Below are 762 nucleotides of genomic sequence, written 5' to 3' on the forward strand. Positions count from 1 at the left end.
ACGTTGTCGGCTATTACCTGGCGCATGACCCGTCGCCGATCCTCATCGTTCAGCCGCGTGTTGAAGATGCCGAAGATTACAGTAAAACCGAGATCGCGCCGATGTTGCGTGATACCCCGGTGCTGGCGGAAATCTGTGGTGATCCCAAGGCCAAGGACAGTAATCAGACCATCCTCAAAAAGACCTTTGCCAACGGCGCCAATTTGACGCTGGTGGGGGCAAACAGCCCCGGCGGTTTCCGCCGTATTACCTGCCGGATCATCCTGTTTGACGAAGTTGACGGTTATCCGTCCGGCGGCGCCGGGGTGGAAGGTGATCAGATTGCACTGGGCATTAAGCGTTCCGAAACATTCTGGAACCGCAAGATTGCCCTGGGTTCGACGCCAACGGTGAAGGGCACCAGCCGGATTGAAAAGGCGTATGAGGAAAGCGATCAGCGCCGCTATTACGTCCCGTGCCCGCACTGCGGTGAATTTCAGGTACTGCAGTGGGGCGGCCCTGAGACGCCATACGGCATCAAGTGGGACAAGGATGAAAATGGAGAAGGCATCCCTGAATCGGCATATTACGTCTGCCGGCATAATGGTTGCGTGATCCACCATAACGAAAAGTCGGGCATGGTGAAGCGCGGCGAGTGGCGCGCAACCAAACCATTTAAAGGGCATGCGGGTTTTCACATTTGGGCGGGTTACAGCCTGTTCCCGAACGCGGCCTGGAAATATCTGGTGGCTGAGTGGCTACGGGTGAAAAACGATCCGCTCA

Annotated in this window: 1 protein-coding gene; it reads left to right on the plus strand. The window is 56.4% G+C overall.

What is annotated here, in order from left to right; translation table 11 throughout:
- A partial coding sequence (locus C9411_RS25300; protein ID WP_199200162.1) for a phage terminase large subunit family protein occupies positions 1-762 on the plus strand: 762 nt, incomplete at both ends.

This window comes from Serratia sp. Nf2 (genome assembly GCF_003028435.1).
Lineage (GTDB): Bacteria > Pseudomonadota > Gammaproteobacteria > Enterobacterales > Enterobacteriaceae > Serratia > Serratia marcescens_L.